This window comes from Otoolea muris (genome assembly GCF_943193115.1).
Lineage (GTDB): Bacteria > Bacillota > Clostridia > Lachnospirales > Lachnospiraceae > Otoolea > Otoolea muris.
This window is the reverse complement of record NZ_CALPCY010000001.1, coordinates 276,590-295,384: the sequence shown is the minus strand read 5'-3', so window position 1 is coordinate 295,384 and position 18,795 is coordinate 276,590. Positions and strand designations below refer to the sequence as shown.

Genomic DNA, 18,795 nt, shown 5'->3' with positions numbered 1-18,795 from the left:
GTCCCGGCTGCGGGCGTGAGAAAGGAAGGAAACATGAAGAAAAAGACGTGTGCGGCGGTGATTCTGGGGACATTGTTTCTTTGCGCTGCGGCTTATGCTGCGGGAAGCTATGCAAAAGAAAAGCTGATAGAAGAAGCGGTGCAGGAAGCGCAGCGGCAGGGAGCCGGGCAGCAGGCGCAGGACCCGCAGCCCGGATATATCCTGATACATACAACGGACGGGGAAGCGTGGGGCTTCTACGGTGATATGAAAATCATATCAGACGGGACGGACGGAGCGGGAATTGATATTGATATGTCAGGCTGGCTTGTCGGGTCAACGCATGATTGCTATAACCCGGACCCGGAGGAATAGAACGGAGGTGGCACGCATGAAAAAAGGGATTGCGGCAGCAGGCGTTCAGGTAGAAGGGACTTTCAATGCGAAGCGGTTTTTTGAAACACTTGCCTTGATTATTTCCCGGAAAGAAAATCTGTCAATCACAGTAACAGTGCATGAAGAGAAGGAAGAGCAGCAGAAGGCGGCAGGATAAAAGAAAGGGAAACTGAAAGCATGAACAAAGAAAAGGAGCAAAGGGCAATAAAGTATCTGCAATCCTTCCAGCCGGAAAAAGAGCCGTATTATCTTTGCTACAGCGGCGGGAAGGACAGCGATTGCATACGGATTTTAGCAGAGCTGGCAGGCGTGAAGCATGAGTGCAAGCATAATCTGACGACGGTTGATGCACCAGAAACGGTATACTATGTGCGGGAAACGATAGGAAAAGAAAACATTGAACGCCCAGAATTGACAATGTGGCAGTTGATAGTTAAAAAGCGTATGCCGCCGACAAGACTTGTTCGCTATTGCTGCGAACACCTAAAAGAAAGGGGAGGAAAAGGCAGAGTAAAAATAACGGGGGTACGGTGGTCAGAGAGCGCAAATAGGAAAGAGGGCGCAGGAGTAGTTCAGGTAATAGGAAAAGAAAAAACAATGCTGAAAATAGCAGAAGAAAACGAAGTGAATTTCCGGCAGGTGAAAAAGGGCGGGCTTGTGATGAATGATGATAATTCAGAAACAAGGCGTTTCGTGGAAATGTGCTACAGAACCACTTCAACAATGGTGAACCCCATAGTTGACTGGACAGATGAAGACGTGTGGGAGTTCCTGCATTATTACGGCTGTCAGGGGAACCCGCTTTATCAATGCGGAAATAAAAGAATCGGCTGCATAGGCTGTCCGTTTCAGGGACCAAAGGGAATGAAAAAGGACTTTGAACAATATCCGAAATATCGGGCGGCATATGTAGCGGCATTTGACAGAATGTTAAAGGCAAGGGAAGAAGCGGGATTGATAAATAGGAAAGAATGGTGTGACGGGGAACACGTCATGCGCTGGTGGGTAGGTGACGACCCGAATCAGGTAACATTATTTGATTTCATGGACGAAGCAGGGATTGACTATTGAAAACACGCCGGAAACGGCTTGTTATATAAAAATCATACCAGATACAAGGAGGAAAAGAAGAATGTCAAAAATGACAGCAGAACAGGAAAAAGGCATTTTCAAAGCGGCGGTTGTCGTGAATGATGAAGCCGGGCTTCCTAACTTCATGACTATGTTTTACATGGAGCCGGGAACCTATAAGCCGGAGGACGTGCCGGAAATGTTCAAGGTGGACGGGAAGACGGTTGCGGCGGTGCTTATATCGCAGTATACAAACGCAATGATAAACAATATCCCCGTATCCTTGCCGTATCAGAAGCCCGCCGAAAGCATGAGTTTAGACGAATCGGCGGCAGCTTGCCGGAGGAAAGGACCCGGATGGCATTTAATGACTAATGCTGAATGGGTGTACCTGATGAAAGACGCAGCGGCAGCAGGGCATACAATCAGCGGTAACACAGACTACGGGAAGAACGCTGACGACCCGGAGGAAAAGGGCTATTGTTACGACGGCTACACGGTTCTGACTGGGACAGAGCCGCTTTCATGGAGCCACGACGGAACGCCGGAAGGGGTTTTCGGACTTTGCGGGAACTTCTGGGAGCGTGTAGCAGGGCTGCGGCTTCACAAAGGCGTAATTGAGTATATCCCGGACAATAACGCAGCAGCAGAAGACTTCAAGCCGCAGGACCCCGCCTGGACGATTGCACGGACAGAGGAACCGGGGGAAGAAGGGCTTCCGTTCGGAAATCCGCTGTATCTTGACGCACAGTGCGGAAAAGTCGTGCTGACAGACGGACAGATTGCCGGGGGCTGGAATTGCTGTCATATGCGGGATTTGCAGCTTGCCGGGAGCCTGAAAGAAGTCCCGGAAATCATACATAGGCTGGGGATATTGCCGCAGGACTGGCAGCAGGAAAAAGCGGGTATATGGGTTGACAGTGAGCTTGAAGAAGCCGTGCCTTTCCGGGGTTCGAGTTTCAGCAACACTTCCAACGGTGGAGTGACGGCGTTGTTCTTGAACTACGCCCGTTCTTTCGTCTACTACGATGTGTCCTTTCGTTCCGCTTTATATCTGGAGGACTGGAAACTGGTAACTGAAATACTGAAAAGGGCGTGACAACGCCCGCTAAAAGAAAGGCGGCTGGAAAATGGAAGCAAAAGAAAATCTGAAATTCCCGTATGTCGTCGGTCAGCCTGCGGCGATTTTCCATGAAGGGAAGTGGCATGAAGGAACGATTGAAGCCGGGTACAGGTTCCGGGACGGGATAGTAACTATCAGGACGAAAGACGGAAAGAAGTTGTGGTGCGGGGAAAGCAGGAAGGAACTATATAAACCGCTGTAAAACCCGCAGAAATGCGAAAAAGACATAACAAAAAACCTTTGAAGAAGTGCCGCAAACACGTTCGACAAAGGTTTTTCGCTAACATTTTTAATAACTCAATTCACGTTTATTATACCATGTTGGCGGTGTAAAAGCAAGCAAAATCAATGCGAAAAGGCATTGAAAAAGCCGGGTTTTATCCCGGAAAGCGGGCTTGTATGGGGTATTAACATTCCTACGAATAGTATATATATACTTGCGTAATATAGATATAGAATATATACTTGCGTAAGATAATATATATTGTATACTTGCGTAATACATGGATAATAAGCAGGAGGGAAAGAAGGGAAGGGGGAGAGTCCCCGCCCGGAACATACCCACGCCACACAGGTATAAGGACAGAAAAGGAAGGTGTGGTTGCATTGGGTAAAGTGTTCATGAGGGAGAAGAAGGTGGACTGCGGGCAGTACCGGGAAGCGGATATAATTCCCCGGACAGAAAAGGCAGAAAAGGTGGTAAAGGGAAAGAGGGGGAAGCGTAAAAAGGTATCGGAGCCAAAGCAAAAAGACCTGAATGAAAAGAACGCAAAGCGGTATCTGGTTCAGTTAGGGAATGGGAATTTTGGTACAGGTGATTTGCACGTTTCCTGTACATACGATAAAGACCACCTGCCGGGCAGCATAGAGGAAGCGGAAAAGATAGTGAATAACTACTTGCGCCGGATAGCATACAGGCGGGGGAAATTAGGGCTGGACCCGCTGAAATATATCCTTGTGACAGAATATAAATTCGACAAGGCAGGGCAGATGATAAAGAGGGTACACCACCACATTATCATGAACGGCGGTTTGTCCCGTGATGATGTAGAACTGATGTGGACGGCTGACCGTATCAACTGGAATAAAGCGCAGAATGACCCGCAGTATAGGGCAGGTATAAAGCAGATGGGATGGGCGAACGCTGACCGCATACAGACGAATGAAAACGGCATTGAAGCACTTTGCAAGTACATAGTGAAGGACCCGCAGGGGAAGAAGAGGTGGAGCAGTAGCAGAAACCTTGTGCGCCCGGTAGAGCTGCCGAACGCAGATTATAAATACACGAAAAAGCAGATAGAGAAGCTGGCGAAGTCTGATGATTGCGGGAAGGAGTTCTTCAAGAAGCAATTCCCGAATTATGACATTGTAAGCATTGAACCTGTCTACTACGAAGAAACGGGCTGGCATATCTACTTGAAGATGTGGAAGAAGCCGGATAAAAAGCCGGGAAAGAAAAAAGGCAGAAAAACAGGAGGGAAAAAGAAGTGATTCTGGAAGAGTTTATGAAAGGAGCTGTCCCAAGTGACAGGCTGATTGTTGAAGATAACACAGGGGAGCTTTACAGGGGTTTTGTTGCCTGTCTGGGATATACGCAGATTGACAGGAGCCGGGAAGTCAAGCGGCACGGATTGTCAACGGATATACACCGGAAAGAGCTAAAAAGAGTAGGAGCAGCAGAGTACATGACCGCAGGGGAGGAAGTACCAGTTGAAAGTATCAGCGAATTTTCTTTTTCCGACCTTGCAATGGAGATTTATACAAAAGTTGTGCTGGAGGGATAGAAAATGCTGTACGACGAATCAAAGAGGGCATACCCGATATATAGCAGGCTTGACCCGGAAATGAAAAAGGCAGCTTCTGAAATTGCTGCAAAATACCCATATTGTTCGGAACACGTTGCAGAGATAATTGCGGCGAACGGGTTCAACAAAGAGGAAGCAGAAAGGCAGATAAGGCGGGAGCTAGTTCTGGGAAAGGCGGGATTTTAAAATGAAAATGACGTTAGGAAGCCTATTTGACGGGATAGCAGGCTTTCCACTTGCAGCGCAGCGGCAGGGAATAAAGACAGTATGGGCAAGTGAAATCCTGCCAGATTGTGTAGACGTTGCGAAGAAGCACTTCCCGGATATAGAGCATTTAGGGGACATAACAAAGATGAACGGGGCAGAGATACCACCCGTTGACATTATTTCTTTTGGTTCACCGTGTCAGAATTTAAGCACGGCAGGGAATGGGAAGGGGCTTGAAGGTTCCGCTTCCTGCCTGTTTTTTGAAGCGGTGCGAATTATTGATGAAATGAGGTGCGCAACAAATGGAAAATACCCAAAATATGCAGTCTGGGAGAATGTGGCAGGGGCTTTTTCAAGCAATAAAGGCAGGGACTTTCAAAGGGTGCTTGAAGAAATCACAAAGACCGCAATTCCAATGCCTGATAGCGGAAGATGGGCAGCAGCCGGGCTGGTTAGAAGCGGCAGAGGTTCCACGGCTTGGAGAACAATGGACGCTCAATATTGGGGAGTACCCCAGCGAAGAAAGAGAATCTACCTTGTACACGATTTTACAGGAGGAAACGCCGGACAAATACTTTTTGAGTGCGAAAGCGTGTTGGGGTATTCTACGGAGGGCGCAGGAGAAAGAAAAAGAGATACCGACAGTATTAAAAATAGCGTTGCTGGAACGAATAGCGGAGGAATGGAGCCGGACGCAGACGGGCAAATAACCTTTGATTTTGGACGGACAGCAGACAGGATTGAAATAAACCCAGAAAAAAGCGTGACGCTGAAAGCGACGGATGGCGGCGGGGGAGCTTCAACCGGGCTGTATATGCTGCCCGTGTATACCGTTATCGGGAACGCAATAGGACGGACTGGAAAAAACGGAGGGAATCAACTGGGGATAGGTGAAGAGGTTGCGCCGACGCTGACAGAGGGCGACAGACACGCCGTTTGTTATCCAGAAGGGGCGGCAAAATTATTCAGGAGCGGGAGCTTTTCAGGATTTCAGGAAGACAGCGTTTCCGGGACATTGACAAAAGGGCAGGCAGCAATCAGGGGTGGAACGTCGGTTGTGGTGCAAGAGAGCCGTTCATATAGCCTGAACGGGTACGGAGGATATAAAGAAGGGGTGGGACCCTTGCGGGCAAGCGGCGGCAATAACGGCGGCGGTAGCGAAAACCTGATAACGATGGCAAAAAAGGTAAAAGGGATGATGAAATACATTGTACGAAGGCTGACCCCGTTAGAGTGTGAACGGCTTGACGGGTTCCCGGATAACTGGACGCAGTACGGAGCCAGTGGGAAAGCAATGTCAGACAATATGCGCTATATGGCTACAGGAAATAGTATTGCTGTACCGTGTGCAGAACGTGTCTTCCGGGGGATAATTGCGGCAGAACAGGAGGAAAGGGAAGATGGATGAAAAACAGAGGTTGTCCGAATCGGACACAATCATTTTGTCCCTGCATGAACGCTGGTGGAAGAAAATGCTTGAAGGAGAAAAGCCGCTTGAAATCAGGAAGACAAAACCTGCCGGGCGGGGTTTGTATAGGGTTCTTGTGTATGTAACCGGGACCGGGGAAATAAAAGGGGAATTTGTCTGCAAAGATTTTTTGAAAATACGGACTATCCCGGAAGTACAGAGCCGGGCAGGGCTGCAAAAGATAGACGTACAGGCGGGAAGCTGTCTGACCGGGCAGCAGTTGAAAGAGTACGCAGGAGAGAGCGGGAAGCCCTTGTGGGGCTGGTATGTGTCGCAGGTGAAAGAATACTACACGCCGCACAAATTGAGCCTGTACGGGCTGAAAAGACCGCCACAGTCATGGCAGTATTACAGAGGGGAAGACGTGCCGGACATTATGACAATAAATCAGCTTGCTAATATCTGCGGTCACTTCTTCAATGCGGAGCTTGACCCGGACAGTGAGTTTTCCCCGAATAACGGCTATAACTGCCGGAACCCGAAAAACGAAACGAAAGAAAACGGGATAGGTTGTTGTTATCAGTGGTCATGCCCGCTTGAAAATGTCATTCCCGCTGATGAAGAAGACTGCGAAAAGTACGGGCTGGACTATGAAGAAAGCGAATTTGTACTTGTCTACAGGGGAAAGCAATAATATGTTTTTCTGCGAAAAGGAAAAAAGGTGGTGCAGCGTCTGGAGCTGTAAAAGAAGCAAGTGCGAATTTTCAGGAAGGGAGGAAGCGGCAGGAATGTATAAACACGTCAACGGGGTATACACAAATGATGATTTGAGCGTATCAAAGACAGTGCGGCTTTACCCGGAAACGCTGGAAATCATAGAGGGGTACAAGGGGAAGAACTTCACGGAAAAGCTGCGAAACCTTGTAAAAGATTTTGCAAGACAAAATCAGGAAAATGTAAGACAGAAAGAAGGTGAAAGAGGTTGTGGAGATATGAACCGAACACGCTTTTAAATGCGGATTGCCTGCCCATCATGCGCAAGATTCCTGACAAATTTTTCCGGCTTGCTATAGTTGACCCGCCCTATGGGATAGGCAACGACGGGCAGAAAAAGAAGGTATGCAGCAATCCGAAGCAAAGCAGGAAGGAACACGAACAAAAAGACTGGGACAGCAAAGGCATACCGGGTGCAGAATACTTCCGGGAACTTGAAAGAATATCTGAAAATCAGATTATCTGGGGCGGCAATTATTTTGTGAAGCACTTAAAAGCGGGGCATAAAGGCTGGATTGTATGGGACAAAGGGCAGCGGGGCTTGTCAATGTCAGATTGTGAGCTTGCTTACACGTCGTTTGACTGTCCCACAAGAATTGTCACGCTGAACCGGGTGGAACTTCTGAAAGAAGGGACGATTCACCCGACGCAGAAGCCAGCGAAGCTGTATGAATGGATATTAAAAAATTACGCAGAGCCGGGCGACAGGATAATTGACACACACGCCGGAAGCGGTTCTTGTTCGGTTGCGTGTCATAGATTGCGGTTTGAATGGTATGCGGTTGAGATTGACAAAGACTATTTCACGAAAGCTGACAGGCGCATAAAGGCAGAGCAGGCGCAGCTTTCATTATTTGATTTTTGACAGGAGGGAAGGGAAATGCAAAGTAAATTATGCTACATATGCAGCCCGTACAGGGGCGATATTGAGAGGAACACGGAGTATGCAAGGGAATTGACCCGGATTGCCTTAGACTGCGGATATACGCCGATAACGCCGCACTTGTACTTGACGCAGGTATTAAACGAAGAGGACCAGGAGCAGCGGGAAAGAGGAATGGCGGCAGGCACAGAGCTTTTGAAGCATTGCAAATATATCTTTATCGGCAGCAGGTACGGAATTACAGAAGGTATGCTTGCAGAAATACAGATTGCGCTTGAAAAGGGAATAACGGAGCTTGCACAGGAGAAAGGCGGGCTTGTGGAAGTGTACGGAGGGCAGCAGGCATGACAAGAGAACAGGCGACAAAGAAGCTGAAAGCCCTGAAAGCACTTGCGGAGAAGGGCGTGGGCGGCGAAAAAGAGGGCGCACGGCAGCTTTATGAAAAACTGAAAAGCAAGTATGGCATAAGCGAAGAGGAATTGCAGGAAAAGCCGCAGGAGCAGCCGGAAAAGCCGTTTGACGGGGACGCACTATTTCAGGCGGCAACAACGGCAACAATGCTGAAAGCAGAGCAGGAAGAGTGCGACGCTTGCCCCGGTCATTACGGGCAAGAAGAGTGCATGGGCTGCGGGACATATGAGAACATACAAAAACTATGCTTGCAGCTTGAAACGCTGTCAAGGAAGAGGAGGGGGAAAAGACAATGACACAGGAAGAAACAATTCAGATTTTCAGAAATTACTTTGCGTACATAAAAAGACCGGGGGCGGCTGACCTTCTGCAATGGATGGACGCAAACGGCTTCTTTGAAGCCCCGGCAAGCAAGCGACACCACGGAGCAGAACCCGGAGGGCTTGCACAACATTCAATAAATGTGTGTCGGCGGCTTATACAGATGAACGCAGAGGAAGAACGGCGGCAGCAGTCCTTGAACTATGATTTAGAAACGCTGGCAATTTGCGGGCTTCTTCATGATTTATGCAAGATAGACGCATATAGAAAAGCCGAATTTGAAGGTATAACAGAATATCGACTGACAAAGAATTTTCCTGCCGGACACGGGGAAAAGTCCGTTATCCTGATTTTACAGTTTATGCACTTGACACAAGAAGAGATTCTGGCAATCAGGTGGCACATGGGGCAGTATGACTTTTACGCAAGGGGCGGCGGGTATGATTTAGACAACGCTTTTCATCAATGCAAGCTGGCAGTCATGCTTCATCTTGCGGATATGATGGCGACACATTTTGACGAACGGGAGGAAGAAAAAAGCGGTGAAAAGAAGTGATTTAGAACAGTATCTGGGCAAGGTTGTAACAATTACGCTATTCGACAATGAGGTTATCACGGGGGAGCTGCATAAAAGCGGCGAAGAGATATTCAGAAATAACCCGAACTTGTACTTGCCGCAGAAGTGGTATTTCTTAATCAATCCGCAGTCTTGTTTGTTCAGGAGTTCGCACGTTAAAAAGTTGAAAGAAGGGAGCTAAAAGAAATGAGCTACTACACAAGGCAGCAGAACCGCAGGAGAAGCGAAGCGACAGAACAGGAAACAGTAATACAGTGGTGCGGCTGGCAGCAGGCAAGCCACCCGGAATTGAAACTGATTTATCATATCCCGAATGGCGGCAGCAGGAACACGCTGGAAGCGGCGAACCTAAAGCGGCAGGGAGTAAAAGCGGGCGTTCCTGACTTGTGCCTGCCTGTAGCAAGAAACGGCTTCCACGGACTGTATATTGAAATGAAGTACGGCAGGAACAAAACAACGGACAGCCAGGACGAATGGCTGGAAGCACTGAAAGAACAGGGATATTTCACGGTGGTTTGCTACGGGGCAGAGGAAGCAGAAAGGATAATTGCAAGATATTTGCAGTTTCCGGGCTATCCCGCAATAGAGAGCCGGGCAATACAGATGATAGACTTCATAGAAGGACCCGTGCCGGAAGACCTTTGCACGATTGACCGGGAGGGCGGCGCAGATGATTTTATGGGCTGCGGTCATTGTTTCGACGGCAGCGGGGAAGACGGCGCAGACTGCGGAAGTTGCATTGTGAGCCGGATATTTGAAGAATATGCAATACTTACCGGGCAGGCGGAAAGAAGCGGGCTTTCTGCGAAAGAATACGATAACCCGGAGGAAGTGACAGTGAAAAAGCTGATAGAGATTTTAGAGGGCATGGACCCGGAAGCGGTAGTGATAAGCGGAAGGGAAAAGAATATCAGGGTATATCCGGGAAAGGAAAGTAAAGAGGGCGGCAAAAATATTGTTCTTCTTTGCTGATGATAGGAGGGAAGCAGGCGTGACAGAAAAAGCATATAAAAAGGCAGGGGAATTGCTGGAGAAGATACGAAATTTAGAAAATTTCATGTTTTGGTGTAGCGGGAAGAGGGAAGGGGGAAGGAAATACAAGTGGGTAATAGTGAAGCTAAAGCGGAAGTGGTGCGGGGGCGTGAGTGAAAAAGAATTTGAACTGACGGACCGCCTGAAAATGAAAATCTGTCAATGTGTAGAAGAAGAAATTGAATTGCTGAAAAAAGAGATGGAAGAGCTTCACTAAAGGAGGGGAAGAGGATATGCGGCAGAAGATACCGAAAGCAGCAATGAGGGCTTCTAATAACGCCATACGGGGCTATATTCCCCATACTGCGATTGTATCACAGGGGGCAAAGATAGCAGCCCGGCAGCAGGCGCAGGAGAAGCCACAGAGGGGCAGGAAGGGCAGGAAACGGGAAAGGCTTACAGAGATAAGCGCAGGAAGCGGAAAACCCGTTTTAAAGCAAAATGTGGGCGTTGTACGGGCTGCAAAGAAATTATTTGACTATGAGGAAACGGGGCTTTCCCCGTATGAAGTGCGGGCGTTGATAGAGCGGGAAAAGAACCTGACAGAAAAGATGAAGAAAATGCAGGATTGGTGAAAGAAGGCGAGGGCATGAACCGTGCAAAATGTATTATCTGCGGAAAGACGATGCCGGAGGAAGGGCAGCAGATATGCACGGACTGTCTGGCAGAAAAGTCAGACGCAGAAACGGCAGAGGAATTGCGGGATATAGCGGGCGTATTAAGCATTACAGCAGGTACGGACGCAAATATAAAAAAATCAATGGAAGCAATCATGCGGATTGCTTACAGGATAGACAGGAGGAATGAAGGAAGTGGGGAAGAGAAGAAACAGGCATTGTCAGAGCAAACAGGAAGTATTGCAGAGGGTCAGACAGCAGCGGGCGGCAGAACAGCAGGAGAAGCGCAAGCCGCCGTTGAAAAGGCAGTTGCAGACAATCAACAGAATTAAACCTTCCGTTGACCGGGCAAGGGCGCAAATGCGGGAGAAGAACAGGAGGGAAAGCAAAAGTGATATTGTTTGACATAGCGGTGGAAGCGTTTTTCTTCTTCATATCAGCGGTAGTTATTATTTTGCTGATAGGGGCAGCAGGGCTTGTGTTTATCATACTGCGGGAAGTTGCGTGGTATGTCAGAAAACAGAATGAAAAGAAGATGGAGGAAAAAGACAATGCAGATGGCAGCATTTAGCGCAAAGTGTCCGTATGAAATCGGGGACAGGGTTGTGGTACTTGAAGTGGCGGGAAAGAATGAAAACGGGGTAATGTATATGCAGCGGGAAGGGGTAATAACGGATATTGCCTGTACTCATTACATAAAGACCGGGAAAATAATTTTCACATATGAGCTGAACGGGTCCGGGAGGTATGAAAGAATTATGACCATAAAGGAAGCCGGGCTGACCGTCTGAAAACCCGAATATCTTACGCAAGTATACAAAGCATACAAATATACTTGCGTAAGATTGTGCAGTTTGCCTATTGAAAATATACTTGCGCAAGTATATAATAAATACATAATCAATCAGGCAAACGGAGGTAAAAAACATGAGAACATTTGAAATCGGCAAAAGATACGGAGAACACGCAGTTGTATTTGAAATCGTAAAGAGAACAGAAAAGACAATCACATATGCAGCAATACACCATCCGGGAAGGAGCAATGAAAGCAGGAGGGAAGAAAAGAAAGTAAAAATACAGGACTGGGGCGACAGGGAAGTATTTTTTGCAGGAAGCGAAACGGTAGAAGCATAAAAGAGCCGGGAGCCGTAGAGGGGCAGCAGGTGAAGACCTGCGGGGCGGGTTCGATTCCCGCACGGCGCATTACTGGGAAAATAAAAATATCATACCAGATACAAGGAGGAAAGACACATGAAGACAATTTCTATCATCAACTTAAAAGGCGGGGTTGCAAAGACGACTTCCAGCGTCAATATGGCGCATATCCTGAACGCTGTATACAAAAAGAAGGTTCTGCTGGTAGACAATGACAAGCAAGGGAACGCTTCAAAGTTCTTCAACCGCCACAGCTACGAGAAAGCGGGCGTTGCAGAGGTAATGACGGACAGAAACATTGATATGGCAGCAGTCATTCAGCATACGGACTTTGAAGGGCTGGACATTATCACGGCAAACATGAACCTGTCAACGGCAAATTTACAGGTAATGCTGGACCAGAGCCGCCCGCAGCAGACCCGGTTCAAAAGAGCGTTGCAGCAGGTAGCGGGGCAATATGACTACTGCATTATTGACAATGCGCCGGACATTAACATTTCAACAATAAATGCGCTGGTTGCTTCTGATGATGTGCTTGTGCCGATAACGATTGACGACTTTTCACTTGACGGGCTGGAAGAACTGACAGAACAGATTGAAAACGCACGGGAAGAGCTGAACCCGGCATTGTGTTTCCGGGGTTGTTTCGTGACGCAGTATGACAGATTGAACGAAGCAGACCAGCAGGGGGAAGAATATCTGAAAGTTTGCAATAAATACCCGCTTTTTGAAACGCATATCAGACGCACGGCGAAAATGAAGCCTTGCACGTTTGAGCGGAAACCGATTTTGCTTTATTCCAGCCGTTGCGGGGCAGCGCAGGACTATAAAAAACTGGTTGAAGAATATCTGAAAATGTGACCGAATCGGACACGGAAAGGAAGGAAAAAGAGATGGCAGGAAAGGCAAAATTTAATTTAACAGACCTATTAAACAATCGTTCAAAGGAGCTGGAGGGAGTGAGCGGGCAGCAGGAGGAAAGCGCAGCGGGGCAGCAGGAAAACGCCCCACAGCAGGCAGAGGGAAACGAGGTTGTCAATGTTGATGTATATAGCCTTGTACCGTCGCAGGATAATTTCTACCATGTAGACGACGAATTGAAGCGTTCTATTGAGCTTGTGGGCATATTACAGCCGTTACTGGTAAGCCGCCCGGAAAACGGCAAATATAAAGTGATTGCGGGGCATAGAAGACGGCTTGCGGCACTTTCCCTGTTAGAAGAGGGGAAAGAGGAAATGCGGTTTGTGCCTTGCGTATTCAAGAAAGAGGACGTGAGGGACCGCCTGGCACTGATTATGGCAAACAGATTCCGGGACAAGACGGACTGGGAAAAGATGATGGAAGCAATTCAGGCAGAGGAACTGGCAAAGGAACTGAAAAAGGAATACAGCCTGAACGGAAGGACCCGTGAAGTCCTTGCGGAGATAACCGGGACGACGGAAGCGCAACTGGGGCGGTATAAGTCCATCTATAACAATCTGACTGCCCGCCTGATGAAAAACTTTAGAGAAAGTATTATCAATGTTTCCGTAGCAGTTGAGTTGTGCGGCATGAGCGTGGCGGGGCAGGAGAGGGCAGCGGACAGGATAGAGGAAGAAGGGACGCTTTCATTGCAGGAAGCAAGGGAAATGAAGCAGCAGGAGGAAGCGGGAAAGGAAATGCCGGGGCAAATGAGCTTCACAGAAGACATTCTGCCGGGCGTAACGGGAGAAGGTGAAGAAGAACACGGGGAAGAGGAAGAAACGACCACAGAGGGCGCAGGAGAAGCCACAGAGGGCAGGGAAGAGGGGCAGCAGGAAGGCTTCATGAACCAGCCGGAGGAATACGAAGACCCGCAGCCGGAAAATATCACTTCTCTTTGCTATTCCTGCGAAAATTACGAAACGTGCCACGAAAAGAAAAGCACGGTCACTTCCTGCAATGCCTATGTGAACCGGGAAGAAGCAAGAAAGACAGATGAACAGCGGTACGACGAACAGCAGGCAGAAATTGACCGGGAAACGGCAAGGAAGCTGAAAGAACAGCAGCAGGAAGAGAAAATGCAGCAGTTACCGAGTGAAATGGAAAAGAAGGTGCATGAAATCACGCTGGCGGCTTCAAAGTATGAGGAAATCGCAAGCGAAACACTTACATTCTATCTGCTGAAAAATGAGGGGTACAGGGTAGGACATACGGCAATCATGCAGGAATACACGGCAGGAAGGAAGACGGGGCGGGAGGTTGTAGCAGAAATAACGTATGTATGGGAAGACTGGACAGGGCTGGAAGATGATTATTGCATTATCGGTTTTACGGTTCAGGAATTGAGAAGAAGGGAAGAAGGATAAAGACAGTGGGATTGATTGCGGACATTGCGGAGGTTGTGGAAAACCTAAAAGAAAACGGAGAGAGGGCAACGCCGGAAACGGTGATTGCCCTTGCCGTGCGAAAAGAAGGAGGTAAAAAGGATGGCAAAAGCAATGAACAAAAACAAGGTTCTGAAATTGCTTGAATTATTCCCGGGGATTGACGGGGAAATCAAGTCAAGGCGCAGCTTCATTTCAGACTTAGAACAATATTACAATCCGATTCAGGGGGTAGGCTACAGCGACACGACAAAAGGAAAATACGTCAATTCTGACCCGACAGAACGGCTTGCGCTGAATATCCCGGAGTATGTGCGGGGAGATATTCAGAGATACCAGCGGGAAATAGAGGAATTGCAGAAAGTGAAGGTTGAAATCCTGAAAGAAGTGTCACGGCTGACAATGAAACAGAAAAACGTTGTTTTCGGGTACTATTTCCACGGCATGAAGTGGGAACAGGTAGCGGAGCGGACGCACTACAGCGAAAGACAGTGCAAAAATATCAGGGACGGAGCGGTGGAACGGCTTCTGAAAGGTTTTGAGAAGAACCGCATACTTTCTGAATATGACATAAAGGAATGAAGGATTGCCCAGAATTGCACGGAAAAAGCTGGTATAATAGGCGCAGGAAACAGGGCTTCAAAATGCAGGGGGAAGCAGGCGGGCTTCATAATTCTGGGATTTTTGAAACCCTGATTTTTTTATATTTCCGAAATCAGGGCTGGGGAAGGCTACGAAAACAAACGAAGGGAAGTGAAACAGGAGATGGGAAGGAAGAGGAACCCGGAGCGGGACAAGAGCTTGCAAAGGTACATAGAAAGCGGCGGGAAAATGACGCTTGAAGAGCTTGCGGCGGCAGCAGGCGTTCCGAAAGCCCGTATAAGCAAGTGGAAATCAGAGGACAAGTGGGAAGAACGCATGAAAGAAGCCCCAAAGAAAAAGGGCGGGCAGAGGGGCAATAAAAACGCCGCAGGCAGGACCCCCAAAAAGGACGGCAATAAAAACGCCGTCACGCACGGAGCCTTTGCGAAAGCAGGCATTGAAGACATAGACCCGGAGAAAGCGGCGCAGATAACAGCGACGAAGCCGGGCGAAAGCATAGAGAAAATGACGGAAGAGCTGAAAAGCCTGCTAGTGCGCAAAGCCTATTTAGAAGGGCTATTGCAGCAGTACACAGCCCCGGAAGCAGAGGGGGCTTTCTATGCTGATAAGTTAGTGCATATGGCAGTACCGAAGACGCTTGAAGAGATACAGGGGGAGCAGGACAGCGGCATTGATACAGGGCAGGTGAAGGACCCGGAAGGTGGGACAGAGAAGCTAAAGACAGCAATGAAGACAATCATTAAGTCAAGCGCATTTGATAGAGCTATGAAGGTAGAAGCAGAACTGAACCGCCTGCATGGGCGTATCATAAAGCAGATAGACAGTATCAAGTCATACGAGATGGAAGAAAGAAGATTGTCACTGGAAGAGCGGAAATATCAGCTTGCTAAACAAAAATTAACAGGTGAAATCATTATTGATGATGAAACGGAAGAAATCATTGACGATTTGATGGACGACGACTGAACGGGTGATAGGTTCTTTCAGGAGTTCGGAAGCTATGCGGGTACGGCGACGCCCAGAACCTGCCTAGATACAGAATAAAAAAATCGGCTTCCGGTTCTGCCGGAAAAATTTAGAAAGGGGGTTCGTGAAAAAATGAAGTTGTACACGTCGGCGGCGGTGGCACGTTATCTGGATATGACGGAAAGGAACGTGCGAACGCTGCGGGACAAAGGCATACTGACCGAATACAAGCCGGGGTTGTACGACTTGAAGACGGTAACGAAACAGTATATAAATTTTCTGCGGCAGAAGAACCCGGAAGCAGAAGAAAAGGTGGACTATAACACGGAGCGGGCAAAGTTGGTGCGGGCAAAAAGAGAGAATGAAGAACTTGAATTGCAGTTGCGGAAGAATGAGCTTCATACGACAGAAGACATTGAAAAGATTGTCACAGATACGCTTGTAAATTTCAGGACCCGTCTTCTGGCTATTCCCGCAAAATTAAGCCCGATTCTGGCAAAGAAGAAAGACCAGACGGAAATATTTAAGCTGATGAAAGCGGCGATTGATGAAACGCTGGAAGAATTGTCTGATTTTGATAGAATAACGAAGGAGGGCGGGGAAGATGAGGGATAACACGGCGCAGCTTTTCCGCAAACTATTCAAAGTTTTAAAACCGCCGCCAGATTTGACATTATCTGAATGGGCTGACAAGTTCAGGCGGCTTGCTGCCGGGACGACTGCGGAACCGGGGCGGTGGAAGACTGAAAAAGCCCCGTACCAGCGGGAAATTATGGACGCAATAACGGACATATCAATAAAAAAAGTTGTGATTATGTCAGCGGCGCAGGTAGGGAAAACTGACGCAATGGTGCTGAACCCGATAGGGTACTATATACATTATGACCCTTCCCCGATAATGGTAATACAGCCCACCATTGACATGGCAGAAAAATTTTCAAAAGAAAAGTTGTCCCCTATGTTGCGAAGTACGCCCGTACTTGCGGAGCGTGTAAACGATAAATCACGAAGTAGCGGGAACACAATCACGCACAAGATTTTTCCGGGCGGTTTTGTAACGATTGCAGGAGCGAACAGCCCCACAGGACTGCGGAGCCATACAGTCAGGATTCTTCTTGCTGATGAAATAGACGGATACCCGGCAAGCGCAGGGGCAGAAGGGGACCCGCTTCTACTTGCGGCAAAAAGGCAGACAACGTACTGGAACAAAAAGCAGGTGGATATTTCAACGCCGACTATCAAGGGTGCTTCCCGGATAGAAATTGAATATGAGAACAGCAGCCGGGGAGAATGGAACACGCCCTGCCCGTGCTGCGGGGAATTGCAGCCGCTTGTCTGGGGAAATGTCGTCTATGATAAAAACGATTTGTCAGAAATACGGTACGCCTGCGAAAAATGCGGGGTCATTTCAAGTGAAGCAGAATGGAAAGAACACTATACAGAAGGGCGGTTCATACACGAAGACCCAGAAAACCCGGTGAAGGGGTTCCACCTGAATACCCTTGCTTCTACATTGACAACATGGAAAGAAGTTGTTGAAAAGTTCATTGAAGCGAACGAGGAAGTAAAAAAAGGAAATGTGCAGCTAATGAAGGTATGGACAAATACCGAGATGGGGCAGACGTGGGAGGAAGACGGAGAGAGCGTAGACGACGAAGAACTTTTGAACCGCAGGGAATACTATAGCTGCGAAGTGCCGGAAGAAGTTCTGTATTTGACAGCGGGAGTTGACACGCAGGACGACAGGTTTGAAATTGAGGTTGTCGGGTGGGGTCCTGATTATGAAAGCTGGGGCATAAAATACGCCGCAATATACGGGGACTTGCACGGGGACAGGATATGGGAAGAGCTTGACACGTTTCTTGCACAGACCTTCACGAAAGAAGACGGGACAAAGCTAAAAATTGTATGTACCTGCATGGACGAACAGGGACACTTTACAAATGCGGTACGGAAATTTTGCAAAGCAAGGTTCCACAGAAAAGTATTTGCAATCAGGGGTTCAAATAACAGCGCAGCGGCGTATATACAGAAGCCAAAAAAAGGAAACAGAGAAAAGGCGTATGTATTTGAGATAGGAGTTGACACGGGGAAAAGCTGGCTTATGGATAGATTGAAACTTGAAAAGCCGGGTCCGGGGTACTGTCATTTCCCGTTAGAGCAGGGGAAGGGGTACAACGAAAAATATTTTAAGGGGCTGACTTCTGAAAAGAAAGTATTGCGGTACAAAATGGGAAGACCGTACTTTGCATGGGAACTGAAGGACAAGGGGGAACACAAAAGAAATGAACCGCTGGACTGCCGAAACTATGCAACGGCGGCAATCGAAATAACGCAGCTTCCGTTGAAGAAGCCGGAGGAAAAGAAAGCGGCGGCAGCAGGAGCGGCGACAGGAAAGAAAAGAAAAAAGAGAAGAAGCAACGGAGGTATATTGTAATGGCTGGAATTACACTTGAAACAGCGAAAAAGCATTTAGATGTATGGCTGGAAGCAGAAATGACAGTTGCAACAGGACAAAGTTATACAATCGGTTCCCGGACACTGACACGGGCGAACCTGACGGAAATCAGGAACGCTATAGAGTATTGGAACGGGAAAGTTCAAAAGCTGGAGAACGTGCAGCGCAAGGGAGGAAGAAACAGGATAAAGCGGGGAGTGATACGGGACTTGTAAAATTTGTTGAAAAATGTAATATATGTGATAAAATGATTTTGTTACCGCCCCTATACTGGTAACAGGAAGGGGGTGCGCAATGTGAGTTCTTTATTATCCTTTATCCTTTCCGTGTTGGCGGGTGTAGTTGCCTACTACATATGCAAGTGGTTAGACGGTGAGGAATAGCGGTAGCCTAGCCCGAATGGTTTACCTCTCCAAAAAAAAGAGGAAGAACCCCCGGAAGTAGTGACGTACTTCCGGGGGTTCGTTCTTTTTGTGCGCAACATGACACACTTTATTATCCTTTTGTTGCCTGATGGAATTATAGCATATGCAGTTTTGAAATGCAATATCGTAAAAAGAAAAAATTGCCCGGAATTGCCCGCAATTTCCCCCGATTGCCCGAAATGCCGTTTTATTTCCTTTTTTTGCCCGAAAAAAGCTGATATTATATAAACTGGTAAGAT

General features: G+C 47.9%; 30 protein-coding genes and 1 pseudogene. All 31 read left to right on the top strand.

Annotated elements, in window-relative coordinates; genetic code table 11:
- Nucleotides 1–33: 33 nt before the first annotated feature.
- The 31 genes and pseudogenes from NFS31_RS01585 to NFS31_RS01435 all read left to right on the top strand — a co-directional run bounded on the left by NFS31_RS01585 (nt 34) and on the right by NFS31_RS01435 (nt 18,346).
- On the top strand, nt 34–354 hold the full coding sequence (locus tag NFS31_RS01585) for a hypothetical protein (protein WP_251490922.1): 321 nt from the start codon (nt 34–36) through the stop codon (nt 352–354).
- 16 nt (nt 355–370) lie between these two features.
- Entirely contained in the window at nt 371–532 is a 162-nt protein-coding gene (locus NFS31_RS01580; RefSeq protein WP_251490919.1) for a hypothetical protein, read from the top strand.
- Between the two features lie 20 nt (nt 533–552).
- Nucleotides 553–1,446 (top strand): phosphoadenosine phosphosulfate reductase domain-containing protein, encoded by an 894-nt coding sequence (locus NFS31_RS01575; protein WP_251490916.1) that lies wholly within the window; start codon nt 553–555, stop codon nt 1,444–1,446.
- Nucleotides 1,447–1,507: 61 nt separating this feature from the next.
- On the top strand, nt 1,508–2,545 hold the full coding sequence (locus tag NFS31_RS01570) for a hypothetical protein (protein ID WP_251490913.1): 1,038 nt from the start codon (nt 1,508–1,510) through the stop codon (nt 2,543–2,545).
- Nucleotides 2,546–2,576: 31 nt separating this feature from the next.
- Nucleotides 2,577–2,771: a hypothetical protein gene (locus NFS31_RS01565; protein ID WP_251490910.1), complete on the top strand. Its 195-nt coding sequence runs from the start codon at nt 2,577–2,579 to the stop codon at nt 2,769–2,771.
- Between the two features lie 413 nt (nt 2,772–3,184).
- Nucleotides 3,185–4,060: a rolling circle replication-associated protein gene (locus tag NFS31_RS01560; protein WP_251491003.1), complete on the top strand. Its 876-nt coding sequence runs from the start codon at nt 3,185–3,187 to the stop codon at nt 4,058–4,060.
- On the top strand, nt 4,057–4,353 hold the full coding sequence (locus NFS31_RS01555; RefSeq protein WP_251490907.1) for a hypothetical protein: 297 nt from the start codon (nt 4,057–4,059) through the stop codon (nt 4,351–4,353). Before NFS31_RS01560 ends, NFS31_RS01555 begins: the two co-directional genes overlap by 4 nt.
- Before the next feature lie 3 nt (nt 4,354–4,356).
- Nucleotides 4,357–4,560 carry a hypothetical protein gene (locus tag NFS31_RS01550; protein WP_251490904.1) on the top strand — a complete coding sequence of 68 codons (204 nt, stop codon included), beginning with the start codon at nt 4,357–4,359 and terminating at the stop codon, nt 4,558–4,560.
- 1 nt (nt 4,561) lies between these two features.
- Nucleotides 4,562–5,062: pseudogene (locus NFS31_RS01545) on the top strand (DNA cytosine methyltransferase); the annotation flags it as partial.
- 201 nt (nt 5,063–5,263) lie between these two features.
- Nucleotides 5,264–5,989 carry a DNA cytosine methyltransferase gene (locus NFS31_RS01540; RefSeq protein WP_251491000.1) on the top strand — a complete coding sequence of 242 codons (726 nt, stop codon included), beginning with the start codon at nt 5,264–5,266 and terminating at the stop codon, nt 5,987–5,989.
- Nucleotides 5,982–6,683, top strand: coding sequence for a hypothetical protein (locus tag NFS31_RS01535; RefSeq protein WP_251490902.1), 702 nt, complete (start codon nt 5,982–5,984; stop codon nt 6,681–6,683). The genes NFS31_RS01540 and NFS31_RS01535 overlap by 8 nt, the downstream gene beginning before the upstream one ends.
- 94 nt (nt 6,684–6,777) lie before the next feature.
- Nucleotides 6,778–7,002: a hypothetical protein gene (locus tag NFS31_RS01530; protein WP_251490899.1), complete on the top strand. Its 225-nt coding sequence runs from the start codon at nt 6,778–6,780 to the stop codon at nt 7,000–7,002.
- Nucleotides 6,972–7,628: a DNA methyltransferase gene (locus NFS31_RS01525; protein ID WP_251490897.1), complete on the top strand. Its 657-nt coding sequence runs from the start codon at nt 6,972–6,974 to the stop codon at nt 7,626–7,628. Before NFS31_RS01530 ends, NFS31_RS01525 begins: the two co-directional genes overlap by 31 nt.
- Nucleotides 7,629–7,643: 15 nt before the next feature.
- Entirely contained in the window at nt 7,644–7,994 is a 351-nt protein-coding gene (locus NFS31_RS01520) for a DUF7768 domain-containing protein (RefSeq protein WP_251490895.1), read from the top strand.
- Entirely contained in the window at nt 7,991–8,353 is a 363-nt protein-coding gene (locus NFS31_RS01515) for a hypothetical protein (protein ID WP_251490892.1), read from the top strand. Before NFS31_RS01520 ends, NFS31_RS01515 begins: the two co-directional genes overlap by 4 nt.
- Nucleotides 8,350–8,934, top strand: a complete 585-nt coding sequence (locus NFS31_RS01510; protein WP_251490888.1) for an HD domain-containing protein — start codon at nt 8,350–8,352, stop codon at nt 8,932–8,934. Before NFS31_RS01515 ends, NFS31_RS01510 begins: the two co-directional genes overlap by 4 nt.
- 207 nt (nt 8,935–9,141) lie before the next feature.
- The gene (locus NFS31_RS01505; protein ID WP_251490885.1) at nt 9,142–9,927 is read left to right on the top strand and encodes a VRR-NUC domain-containing protein; all 786 of its coding nucleotides are present in this window, start codon (nt 9,142–9,144) and stop codon (nt 9,925–9,927) included.
- A 19-nt stretch (nt 9,928–9,946) separates the two neighbouring features.
- The gene (locus NFS31_RS01500) at nt 9,947–10,204 is read left to right on the top strand and encodes a hypothetical protein (protein WP_251490882.1); all 258 of its coding nucleotides are present in this window, start codon (nt 9,947–9,949) and stop codon (nt 10,202–10,204) included.
- 16 nt (nt 10,205–10,220) lie between these two features.
- Entirely contained in the window at nt 10,221–10,562 is a 342-nt protein-coding gene (locus NFS31_RS01495; protein WP_251490879.1) for a hypothetical protein, read from the top strand.
- Nucleotides 10,563–10,576: 14 nt separating this feature from the next.
- Nucleotides 10,577–10,936: a hypothetical protein gene (locus NFS31_RS01490; protein WP_251490876.1), complete on the top strand. Its 360-nt coding sequence runs from the start codon at nt 10,577–10,579 to the stop codon at nt 10,934–10,936.
- Between the two features lie 59 nt (nt 10,937–10,995).
- Complete coding sequence (locus tag NFS31_RS01485; RefSeq protein WP_251490873.1) at nt 10,996–11,175, top strand: hypothetical protein; 180 nt, start codon at nt 10,996–10,998, stop codon at nt 11,173–11,175.
- Nucleotides 11,162–11,395 carry a hypothetical protein gene (locus NFS31_RS01480; protein WP_251490871.1) on the top strand — a complete coding sequence of 78 codons (234 nt, stop codon included), beginning with the start codon at nt 11,162–11,164 and terminating at the stop codon, nt 11,393–11,395. The genes NFS31_RS01485 and NFS31_RS01480 overlap by 14 nt, the downstream gene beginning before the upstream one ends.
- A 136-nt stretch (nt 11,396–11,531) precedes the next feature.
- A complete protein-coding gene (locus NFS31_RS01475; RefSeq protein WP_251490869.1) occupies nt 11,532–11,738 on the top strand; it encodes a hypothetical protein in 207 nt (68 codons plus the stop codon).
- Between the two features lie 117 nt (nt 11,739–11,855).
- Nucleotides 11,856–12,620, top strand: a complete 765-nt coding sequence (locus NFS31_RS01470; RefSeq protein WP_251490866.1) for a ParA family protein — start codon at nt 11,856–11,858, stop codon at nt 12,618–12,620.
- A 32-nt stretch (nt 12,621–12,652) separates the two neighbouring features.
- Nucleotides 12,653–14,086, top strand: a complete 1,434-nt coding sequence (locus NFS31_RS01465) for a ParB/RepB/Spo0J family partition protein (protein WP_251490863.1) — start codon at nt 12,653–12,655, stop codon at nt 14,084–14,086.
- Nucleotides 14,087–14,097: 11 nt separating this feature from the next.
- Complete coding sequence (locus NFS31_RS01460) at nt 14,098–14,250, top strand: hypothetical protein (RefSeq protein ID WP_251491015.1); 153 nt, start codon at nt 14,098–14,100, stop codon at nt 14,248–14,250.
- Nucleotides 14,207–14,686: a sigma-70 RNA polymerase sigma factor region 4 domain-containing protein gene (locus NFS31_RS01455; RefSeq protein ID WP_251490861.1), complete on the top strand. Its 480-nt coding sequence runs from the start codon at nt 14,207–14,209 to the stop codon at nt 14,684–14,686. The genes NFS31_RS01460 and NFS31_RS01455 overlap by 44 nt, the downstream gene beginning before the upstream one ends.
- Nucleotides 14,687–14,869: 183 nt before the next feature.
- Nucleotides 14,870–15,673: a phage terminase small subunit-related protein gene (locus NFS31_RS01450; protein ID WP_251490858.1), complete on the top strand. Its 804-nt coding sequence runs from the start codon at nt 14,870–14,872 to the stop codon at nt 15,671–15,673.
- A 132-nt stretch (nt 15,674–15,805) separates the two neighbouring features.
- Entirely contained in the window at nt 15,806–16,288 is a 483-nt protein-coding gene (locus NFS31_RS01445; protein ID WP_251490856.1) for a hypothetical protein, read from the top strand.
- Nucleotides 16,278–18,110, top strand: a complete 1,833-nt coding sequence (locus tag NFS31_RS01440) for a phage terminase large subunit family protein (protein WP_251490854.1) — start codon at nt 16,278–16,280, stop codon at nt 18,108–18,110. The genes NFS31_RS01445 and NFS31_RS01440 overlap by 11 nt, the downstream gene beginning before the upstream one ends.
- Nucleotides 18,110–18,346 (top strand): DUF6148 family protein, encoded by a 237-nt coding sequence (locus NFS31_RS01435; protein ID WP_251490852.1) that lies wholly within the window; start codon nt 18,110–18,112, stop codon nt 18,344–18,346. The genes NFS31_RS01440 and NFS31_RS01435 overlap by 1 nt, the downstream gene beginning before the upstream one ends.
- The last annotated feature ends 449 nt before the right edge of the window (nt 18,347–18,795 follow it).